Here is a 9,570-nt window from a genome sequence, read left to right as displayed (position 1 = left end):
ACGGAACCGAACCCGGCGTTCACGATGATCGGGCCGCCGAACCTCCGGCGCAGGTCCTGGACGAGGTCGGACGACGGGTCGGCGAGGATGCTCAGGTAGGCCAGGCCGAGCGGGGCGACGGCGTCGACGAGGTTCTCGTAGACGGCGCGGGTCTCGGCCGGGTCCTCCTCGAGGACGCCCTGGATGTTGTGCGACGGGGAGATTCGCATCCCGACCCGCTCAGCGCCGATCGCGTCGGCGACCGCCCGCACGACCTCGATGACGAGGCGCGCGCGGTTCTCGGGCGTGCCGCCGTACGCGTCGACCCGCTGGTTGGTCGACGGCGCGAGGAACTGGTGCAGCAGGTAGCCGTTGGCCGCGTGGACCTCGACCCCGTCCAGCCCGGCCTCGACGGCCTTCGTCGCCGCGTCGACGAACTCCGCGACGATGCCCGGCAGCTCGCTGGTCTCGAGGGCGCGCGGCGTCACCATCGGGTGCACGCCCGTCGTGGTGACGATCGTGCCGGGCGCGGCGATCGCGCTCGGGGCGACGCTCTCGCGACCGTCCTTGTTGTCAGGGTGAGCGACCCGGCCGACGTGCATGAGCTGGACGACGATCCGACCGCCACGGGCGTGGACCGCGTCGGCGACCTGCCGCCACCCCTCGATCTGGTCGGCCGTGTGGATGCCGGGGGTGTCGAGGTAGCCCTGGCCCGTGGCGCTGGGCTGGGTGCCCTCGGTGATGAGGAGGCCGGCGCCGGCGCGCTGGGCGTAGTACTCGGCGTTCAGGGGGGTCGGGACCTGACCCGCGCCCGCGCGGTTGCGGGTCAAGGGGGCCATGACGAACCGCTGGGGAAGGTCCCAGCTGCCGAGGCGGACGGGGGTGAAGGGTGTCTCAAGCACGCGGGTGCGCTCGTTTCTCGTAGGGGTTGTGGGGCCGCGCCGGCTCAGAGCCGGACGACCATCTTTCCGGTGTTGGCCCCGGCCAGGAGGTCGATGAAGGCCTGGGGTGCGGCGTCGAGGCCCTCGCGGACGGTCTCGTCCCAGCGCAGCGAGCCGTCGGCCAGCCAGCCGACGACCTTCTCGTGGAACTCCGGCATGAGGTTCCGGTGCCCGCCGACGAGGAATCCCTGCAGAGTCAGCTGCTTGCCGATCGCCAGTGCCAGGTTGCGCGGCGCGGCGGGCGGCTCGGTGCTGTTGTACTGCGCGATCGCGCCGCACAGGCAGACGCGGCCGCCAGTGGTGAGCGAGTCGATGGCCGCCTCGAGGTGGTCGCCGCCGACGTTGTCGAAGTACACGTCGATGCCCTCGGGGGCTGCGGCGCGCAGCAGGTCGCGGACGGGACCGTCGTGGTAGTTGAACGCCTCGTCGAACCCGAGCTCGCGCAGCCGGGCGACCTTGGCGGGCGAGCCTGCGCTGCCGATGACGCGGGCCGCGCCGCTCAGCTTGGCGATCTGCCCGACGAGCGACCCGACGGCGCCGGCCGCCCCGGACACGAAGACCGTGTCGCCCGGACGGAACCGCGCGGCGGCCATGAGGCCCGCGTAGGCGGTGAGACCGGTCATGCCGAGGACGCCCAGGTAGGCGGACTCGGGGGCGGCTGTGGCGTCGACGACCGTCACGGCTGCCGCCGGGACGACGGCGTGCTCGCGCCAGCCGAGCCCGTGCAGCACGATCTGGCCGACATGGATGTCGGGGCTCGAGGACGCGATCACCTCGCCGACGGCGGCTCCGTCGAGCGGCCGGTCGAGCTGGAACGGCGGGACGTACGACTTCACGTCGTTCATCCGGCCGCGCATGTACGGGTCGACGGACATGACGTGGTTCGCCACGACGACCTCACCGTCCGCCGGCGCGGGCAGGTCGACGGTCTCGAGGCGGAAGTTCTCGGGCGTCGGCCACCCCTGCGGGCGGGACGCGAGCACGATCTGGCGGGTCTGGGCGGGCGTGCGCATCAGTCCTCCACGACCGTCAGGATGACCTCGATGTTGCCGCGCGTGGCGTTCGAGTACGGGCACACCAGGTGCGCCTGCTCGACCAGCGCGACGGCCTGGGCGTGCGGGAGGTCGGGGATGACGACCTCGAGCGTGACCTTCAGCCCGAAGCCGCCGGCGTCGAGAGGGCCGATGCCGACCTGCGCGCCGACGCTCGAGCTGCCGAGGTCGACCTTGGCAGCCCGGGCCACCGACTGGAGCGCCGAGTGGAAGCACGCCGCGTACCCGGCGGCGAAGAGCTGTTCGGGGTTGGCCCCGTCGCCGGAGCCCCCCATCTCGCGCGGGACCGCCAGGTCGAGGTCGACGCGACCGTCCGGCGTCTGCGTGCGGCCGTTGCGACCGTTGCCCGTGGCGAGTGCCTCAGCGGTGTAGAGAACCTTCAACGTCCTTCTCCTTGATGGGGGTGCCGTCGTCCCGTGCGGGATGACGGTCAGGCGTTCGCGTCGCGCGCGCCGGCCACGTCGCAGAACCGACGGGCCAGCGATCGCAGCGTCGACACCTCGTCGGGTGTCATGTCGATCGAGGCGTGGAGCCGGTGCTGCACCTGGGCGACGTCCGAGCGGATCTCCTGCCCCCGGGGGGTCAGGTGCACGGTCACCCGGCGCTCGTCCGCCGTGTCACGACGACGTTCGACGAGGCCCATGTCCGCGAGGCGGCGCAGCAGCGGGGACAACGTGCCGCTGTCCAGGTGCAGCCGGGTGCCGAGGGCCGACACCGTGGCGCCGTCGTCCTCCCACAGCGCGAGCATCGTGACGAACTGCGTGTAGGTGAGCCCCAGGTGCGCCAGGGCGTCCCGGTAGGCGTTGGTCGCGGCCCGCGACGCGCTGTAGAGCGCGAAGCACAGCTCGTCGTCCAGTCTCAGCTCCGGCTCCATGCGATAACCATTGCACGCAATTCAATCGGAGGCAACTCGGTTGCGCACAACTGATAGCGCCGTTCGGATCTGCCCGCAGACGCGCGCAGTGGTTACAGGTCGCCCGGGTTGATGAGGAACTCCGCCGCATCCGCGATCTCGCCACCGACGGCGCCCTGCAGCGCCCGGGCGATCGCTTGGACGTGGGGCATGGCCCGACTGCGCGCGACCCGGTGCGCGAACGACGGCCGTTCGAGCTCGAGCTCCTCGACGTCGGTCGGCTCCCACCGCACGCGGTACGCGAGCGCCCCGCCCGCCGCCCAGGGCAGTTCACGCAGCAGCGGGGGCAGTGCCTCCTCGCCCCCGACCTCGATCGCGATCATGCCGTCCACACCGAGGTCGACCAGCGCGCCGTAACCCTCGAGGACGACTGGCTCGGCAAGCACAGCGCCGTCGAACGCGTCGGCCTCCGCGGCCAGGTGGCGACGCTTGCGCTCATCGCTCACGCCGTGCCGCTCGAGCGCCTTGCGCAGGCCGGCGCCACCACGTTCGGGGACGCCGAGCTCGGCGAGCCCGGCGACCGCCCGGCGACCGGCGTCGGACGCCGGACCGTGCCAGGGCACGCCCTCCATCGCGAGGCGAGCGCGCGGCACGACCCGCTGGACGACCGCGAGCAGCTCGTCGGGCTCGAGCCACCGGTCGGTGAACACCGTGAGGTCGATCGTCGCGTCGAGGTCCGGGTGCAGGACGACTCCCCGCTCGCCGGTGCGGATCGCCCCGCCGAGCCGCCGCGCGACCGCGACGAGCCACAGCAGGACGCGCTCCTCCTCACGGACGGGCATCGCGTCGGGAAAGGCCCGCTTGAGCCCGTCCCGGTCGCCGCCGGGGTAGGGGGGCCCGCCCCGCTCGCGCGGGCACCGCACGTCGTAGACGGTCGTGGTCGTGGCGGGGAGCCCCAGGCCGACGGCGTCGGAGGACGTGGCGGAGTACGGACCCGTGAGGGTCGACATGCGCGACACGCGCAGCACACCGATCGAGGCACCGGCGCTCCGGTTGCCGCGCGCGCCGGCCGGGCGCTGCTGCGGCACCCCGGGCACGGTCTCCCAGGCGGCGGCCGGGAACCGGCTCACGGCCAGCACCTCGAGCTCCTCGACCCCGACGCCGTCGGGGAGCGCGAGCAGGTGCCGCGTCCGCAGCTCGGGGTCGTGGACGGGCAGAGGGGGGAACGCTGACTGCGGCGGGGTCACGAGCGGCCTACACCTCCGAGCGGTGGAAGTTCTGCCAGGAACGGGACGCCGTCGGCCCACGCTGACCCTGGTACCGGGACCCGTACCTGTCAGAACCGTAGGGGAACTCGGCGGCGGAGGACAGACGGAAGAAGCACATCTGACCGATCTTCATGCCCGGCCAGAGCAGGATCGGCAGCGTCGCGACGTTGGACAGCTCGAGCGTGACGTGACCCGAGAAGCCCGGGTCGACGAAGCCCGCGGTCGAGTGCGTCATGAGGCCGAGCCGGCCGAGCGAGGACTTGCCCTCGAGCCGGGCCGCGATGTCGTCCGGGAGGGTCACCGCCTCGTACGTCGAGCCGAGCACGAACTCGCCGGGGTGCAGCACGAACGGGTCGCCGTTCGCGACGTCGACCAGGTGGGTCAGGTCGGGCTGGTCGATCGACGGGTCGATGACCGGGTACTTGTGGTTGTCGAACAACCGGAAGTAGCGATCGAGGCGCACGTCGATGCTCGACGGCTGGATCATCGCCGGGTCGTACGGGTCGAGCCGCACCCGCTCGGTGTCGAGCTCGGTACGGATGTCGCGATCGGAGAGCAGCACGGGTCAACGGTAACGGTCGGCCCGTGCTGCTCCCGTCGATCGGGGCCCGTCAGCCGACGAGCACCCCGCCCATGACCGGTTCCGTGTCGGCGTCGGGCCGGTCGGCCGCGACGACCTTCTTGTAGTCGGCGAGCTCGACGTACAGCTCGTCCCTGAGCGGGTTGCGGTGCTTCACGACGATCGTCCGGACCTGGTAGACCGCGACGGCGATGTTCGCGGCCAGCGAGATCGCGCTGACGAGGAACAGCGCGGTGGTGCTGTGGGACGACGCGACGGCGAACTTCGAGTCGGTCACGAACCCCGGGACCGCCATCGTGAACATCATCCAGAACGCGAGCGTCTGGGCGCGGTGCTGCAGCCAGGCGCCCTTCTTGATGAAGAACGCGGGGATGGTGCACGAGACGAGCAGCGCCGCACCGGCGTAGAACGCGTGGTCACCGACGCAGTTGTAGACGTACGCGAAGTTCCACAGGTCGTAGGCGATGATCCAGAACCAGACCATGTCGGGCCACATCATGTCCTTCTGGCGGCCCTTGCTGATGAAGATCCCGGCCCAGCCGCAGATCGTCAGCAGGTTCAGCAGCCCGGCGACGCCGTTCATGATGTTCCACGAGCCGCCGACCATCACGACGCCGTCGATCAGACCGTGCATGCCGTGCACCTGGAAGTCGCGGATGACCGCCTCGAGGATGTTCAGGGCGAGGATCACGGCCGGGAACATCAGCGCGTACCTGTTCGCTGCGGCCTTGCGGTTGAACCGCAGCACCATGAAGCCGAGGCAGCCGGCGAGGGCCGAGTAGACCTTGACCCAGTGGAACCACGTGCCGGTGCTCGAGCCGGGCCCGGCGGTGGTCGGCCAGACGAAGATCGTGAGAACGATCGGGAGCCCGACGAACAGGGCGAGGGACGCCCACTTGCTGGCCCGGGCTATCTCGTTGGCGAGCATCAGCGCCGCGACGACCGCGAACCACATGAGTGCCGAGTACCACGGGATCGATGCGAACAGGAACACGTGCGTCCATCTCCTCTGAGTTGTGCTCCGCATCGAGCCCTGCCTCGAGCCCCGCGCTGAGCTGACCGGCCTGCGAACGCCCCTACAGGTAGAGCGTCTGTCTGACGATCCCGATGAGGACGCTGTCCTCGGTCTCGGGGTGCGAGCGCGTGAGCCCGATCAGCCCGTAGACCAGGACGGTGAACGTCTCGCGGACGTTCTCGATCGCGATCTCGTGGCGTCGGGCGTACGCCTCGACGGTGGTGGCCCGGATGCTGTCGACGACGGCCTCGACGGCGCGGTCGACGAACCGGAGGTAGAGCCCGGCGTTCTCGGCGCGGTGCAGGTCGGCACGCAGCGGGTCGTCGGTCTGCAGCACGCGGCGGAACAGTCCGATGCAGTCGACGAGGGCGCGGTCGATGTTGCCGACCTCGCGCTGGGAGTCCCACTCGCGCACGGCCTCGACGAACTCGGCGACGTAGGCCTCGAGGACGACCTCGACGAGCCCGTCCATGTCGCCGAAGTAGTGGTAGATCAGCCCGCGCGTGACCCCGACGCGCCCGGCGACGTCCTTGAGCGTCGTCCGGGAGATGCCCTGCTCCCGGAACAGCGCCCGGGTCGCGGCGACGATCTCGCCCTTGCGCACGTCGGGCGGCTTGATCGACCGCACCGTGCTCGCGCCCTCGACCTCGCGCCCCATGGGTGCCCTCTCGCGTCGATGTCCGTCCAGCGTCCGGGACGCTGCCGAGCCTGCGTCGCCTGACTCGTGTCACCCTAGCGACCCCATTGACACAGTGTCAATGGGGCCTCCGCCGAAGCGTTTCGTCGCGAGAGGTGTGCGGCTATGCTCTAGCCAGGGAACGCATGGGAGCGCTCCCTTGCACCGACTGCACGTCGGTCACGGATGGCTGCAGCGCAGACGCAGATGCCGACGGGACCCAAGCGTGGAACTTCTGAGCACCTGAGAGGCGCAACCATGCGTTACGGCCATTTCGACGACGAGACGCGCGAGTACGTCATCACGACACCGCACACCCCGTACCCCTGGATCAACTACCTCGGGTCCGAGCAGTTCTTCTCGCTCATCTCCCACCAGGCCGGCGGGTACTCGTTCTACCGCGACGCCAAGATGCGCAGGCTCACGCGCTACCGCTACAACAACATCCCGGCCGACGCCGGTGGCCGGTACTTCTACGTGAACGACGGCGGCGACGTGTGGACCCCGTCCTGGTTGCCGATCAAGGCCGACCTCGACCACTTCGAGTGCCGCCACGGCCTCGGGTACACCCGAATCACCGGAGAGCGCGGCGGCCTGTCGGTCGACACGCTGTTCTTCGTGCCGATGGGCGAGACAGCGGAGATCCAGAAGGTCACGCTCACCAACACGTCCGCCGCGACCAAGACGGTCACGCTCTTCTCGTTCGTCGAGTTCTGCCTGTGGAACGCCCAGGACGACCAGACGAACTACCAGCGCAACCTCTCCATCGGCGAGGTCGAGATCGAGAACGACGGGCCCTACGGCTCGGCGATCTACCACAAGACCGAGTACCGCGAGCGCCGCGACCACTACGCCGTATACGGCGTCAACGCCCACGCCGCGGGCTTCGACACGGACCGCGACACCTTCGTCGGCGCCTACAACGGCCTGGGCGAGGCCGCTGTGCCGCGTGCCGGCGTCTCCGCCAGCTCGGTCGCGTCCGGCTGGTACCCGATCGGCTCGCACTCCCTCGAGATCACGCTCGAGCCCGGCGAGTCCACGAGCTACACCTACGTGCTCGGCTACATCGAGAACCCCCAGGACGAGAAGTGGGCCCCGGCCGACGAGGCCGCCGGCATCGAGGCGCTGCAGGTCATCAACAAGACCCGCGCCCACGAGCTGCTCAGCCGCTTCGCGACCAACGAGCAGACGGACGCCGCCTTCGAGGCGCTCCGCACGTACTGGACCAACCTGCTCTCGACCTACACGGTGACGAGCACCGACGACAAGCTGGACCGGATGGTCAACATCTGGAACCAGTACCAGTGCATGGTCACGTTCAACATGTCCCGTTCGGCGTCGTTCTTCGAGACGGGGATCGGCCGCGGCATGGGCTTCCGCGACTCCAACCAGGACCTGCTCGGGTTCGTCCACCTCATCCCCGAGCGGGCCCGCGAGCGCATCCTCGACATCGCCGCGACCCAGTTCCCCGACGGCTCGGCGTACCACCAGTACCAGCCGCTCACGAAGCGCGGGAACAACGACATCGGCTCGGGCTTCAACGACGACCCGCTGTGGCTCGTGCTCGGCGTGGCCGCGTACGTCAAGGAGACCGGCGACTTCGGGATCCTCGACGAGAGCGTCCCGTTCGACAACGACGACTCGCTCGCCGACACCCTGTTCGAGCACCTGACCCGCTCGTTCAACTTCACGGTCGAGAACCTCGGGCCGCACGGCCTGCCGCTCATCGGCCGCGCCGACTGGAACGACTGCCTCAACCTCAACTGCTTCTCGACCGAGCCGGGCGAGTCGTTCCAGACGACCGAGAACCAGGCCGGCGGCGTCGCCGAGTCGGTGTTCATCGCTGCCCAGTTCGTCTACGCCGGGCCGGAGTACGCCGAGCTGGCCGCGCGTCGCGGGCTGCACGACGTCGCCGCCAAGGCCCGCCAGGCCGTCGAGGACATGCGGGCCACGGTGCTGCGCCACGGCTGGGACGGCGAGTGGTTCCTGCGCGCCTACGACTTCTACGGCAACAAGATCGGCACCGACGAGAAGCCCGAGGGCAAGATCTGGATCGAGCCGCAGGGCTTCGCGGTCATGGCCGGGATCGGCACGGACACCCCGGCCGACGGCGGCCCGTCCGTCGCCCAGCGCGCCCTGACCTCGGTCAACGAGCTGCTCGCGACCGACCACGGCATGGTGCTCCAGTACCCCGCGTACACGAGCTACCAGATCGAGCTCGGCGAGGTCTCCACGTACCCGCCCGGGTACAAGGAGAACGGCGGCATCTTCTGCCACAACAACCCGTGGGTCATCATCGGCGAGACGGTCGTCGGCAACGGTGCGCGCGCGTTCGACTACTACAAGCGGATCACGCCGGCGTACCGCGAGGACATCTCCGACGTCCACAAGCTCGAGCCGTACGTGTACGCGCAGATGATCGCGGGCAAGCAGGCCGTCCGGCACGGCGAGGCCAAGAACTCCTGGCTCACCGGCACGGCAGCCTGGAACTTCGTCGCGGTCAGCCAGTACCTGCTCGGGGTCCGTCCCGGGTACGACGGCCTGATCGTCGACCCGCAGATCGGCCCTGAGGTCCCGCAGTTCACCGTGACCCGCACCGCGCGGGGCGCCACGTACGAGATCACGGTCACGAACTCGGGCACCCCCGGGGCCCGCGGCGCGCTCGTCGTCGACGGCACCCCGATCGCCGGGAACACGGTCCCGTACGCGCCCGCCGGCTCGACGGTCACGGTCGAGGTCACCGTCTGACCCTCGGGTCGGGCGGCACGGCAGGAGGACACGCCAGGATGCGGTACGGACACTTCGACGACGCTGCGCGCGAGTATGTGATCACCCGCCCGGACACCCCCCGGTCGTGGAGCAACTACCTCGGGTCGCGGCTGTACGGCGGGATCGTCACGCAGAACGGCGGCGGGTACAGCTTCTTCCGGTCGGGCGGCACCGGCAGGCTCCTGCGGATGCGCTTCAACGGCGTCCCGCAGGACGAGCCGGGCCGGTTCGTGTACCTGCGCGACGACGCGACCGGCGACTACTGGTCGGCGACGTGGCAGCCGGTCGGCAAGCCGCTCGACGGGCCCGACGCGTACCGGGCGCAGGTCCGGCACGGGCTCGGCTACTCGGTGTTCGACGCGTCGTACGCGGGCATCGACTCCGAGCTGACGATGTTCGTGCCGGAGGGTCAGGCGTTCGAGCACTGGGCCCTGACG

General features: G+C 70.2%; 9 protein-coding genes and 1 pseudogene. 2 read left to right on the top strand and 8 right to left on the bottom strand.

The window, feature by feature from the left end:
• From VFW79_RS12785 to VFW79_RS12750, 8 genes are all read right to left on the bottom strand, one after another.
• On the bottom strand, nt 1–881 hold an 881-nt coding region (locus VFW79_RS12785; RefSeq protein ID WP_329677672.1), incomplete at its 3' end, for an alkene reductase.
• A gap of 44 nt (nt 882–925) precedes the next feature.
• On the bottom strand, nt 926–1,933 hold the full coding sequence (locus VFW79_RS12780; protein WP_329677671.1) for an NADP-dependent oxidoreductase: 1,008 nt from the start codon (nt 1,931–1,933) through the stop codon (nt 926–928).
• Complete coding sequence (locus VFW79_RS12775; protein ID WP_329677670.1) at nt 1,933–2,355, bottom strand: organic hydroperoxide resistance protein; 423 nt, start codon at nt 2,353–2,355, stop codon at nt 1,933–1,935. The genes VFW79_RS12780 and VFW79_RS12775 overlap by 1 nt, the downstream gene beginning before the upstream one ends.
• 47 nt (nt 2,356–2,402) lie before the next feature.
• Entirely contained in the window at nt 2,403–2,846 is a 444-nt protein-coding gene (locus VFW79_RS12770) for a MarR family transcriptional regulator (protein ID WP_329677669.1), read from the bottom strand.
• A 92-nt stretch (nt 2,847–2,938) separates the two neighbouring features.
• The gene (locus VFW79_RS12765) at nt 2,939–4,072 is read right to left on the bottom strand and encodes a hypothetical protein (RefSeq protein ID WP_329677668.1); all 1,134 of its coding nucleotides are present in this window, start codon (nt 4,070–4,072) and stop codon (nt 2,939–2,941) included.
• Between the two features lie 7 nt (nt 4,073–4,079).
• Nucleotides 4,080–4,655 carry a dCTP deaminase gene (gene dcd, locus VFW79_RS12760; protein ID WP_329677667.1) on the bottom strand — a complete coding sequence of 192 codons (576 nt, stop codon included), beginning with the start codon at nt 4,653–4,655 and terminating at the stop codon, nt 4,080–4,082.
• 49 nt (nt 4,656–4,704) lie between these two features.
• The gene (locus VFW79_RS12755; RefSeq protein WP_329677666.1) at nt 4,705–5,667 is read right to left on the bottom strand and encodes a DUF5692 family protein; all 963 of its coding nucleotides are present in this window, start codon (nt 5,665–5,667) and stop codon (nt 4,705–4,707) included.
• Between the two features lie 82 nt (nt 5,668–5,749).
• Nucleotides 5,750–6,346 (bottom strand): TetR/AcrR family transcriptional regulator, encoded by a 597-nt coding sequence (locus VFW79_RS12750; RefSeq protein ID WP_329677665.1) that lies wholly within the window; start codon nt 6,344–6,346, stop codon nt 5,750–5,752.
• A 276-nt stretch (nt 6,347–6,622) separates the two neighbouring features.
• Between VFW79_RS12750 and VFW79_RS12745 the strand changes: the two genes are divergently transcribed.
• Nucleotides 6,623–9,112, top strand: coding sequence for a GH36-type glycosyl hydrolase domain-containing protein (locus VFW79_RS12745; protein WP_329677664.1), 2,490 nt, complete (start codon nt 6,623–6,625; stop codon nt 9,110–9,112).
• Nucleotides 9,113–9,150: 38 nt separating this feature from the next.
• Nucleotides 9,151–9,570, top strand: a pseudogene (locus VFW79_RS12740) (N,N'-diacetylchitobiose phosphorylase); the annotation flags it as partial.

Source organism: Cellulomonas sp. (assembly GCF_036279715.1).
GTDB lineage: Bacteria > Actinomycetota > Actinomycetes > Actinomycetales > Cellulomonadaceae > Cellulomonas_A.
The sequence above is the reverse complement of the archived record's forward strand: the minus strand, read 5'-3'. Positions and strand labels throughout refer to the sequence as shown.

Coding starts and splice junctions, on each gene's coding strand:
- VFW79_RS12770 (WP_329677669.1), bottom strand. CDS start 2,846: ATGGAGCCGGAGCTGAGACTGGACGACGAGCTGTGCTTCGCGCTCTAC.
- VFW79_RS12745 (WP_329677664.1), top strand. CDS start 6,623: ATGCGTTACGGCCATTTCGACGACGAGACGCGCGAGTACGTCATCACG.
- VFW79_RS12780 (WP_329677671.1), bottom strand. CDS start 1,933: ATGCGCACGCCCGCCCAGACCCGCCAGATCGTGCTCGCGTCCCGCCCG.
- VFW79_RS12750 (WP_329677665.1), bottom strand. CDS start 6,346: ATGGGGCGCGAGGTCGAGGGCGCGAGCACGGTGCGGTCGATCAAGCCG.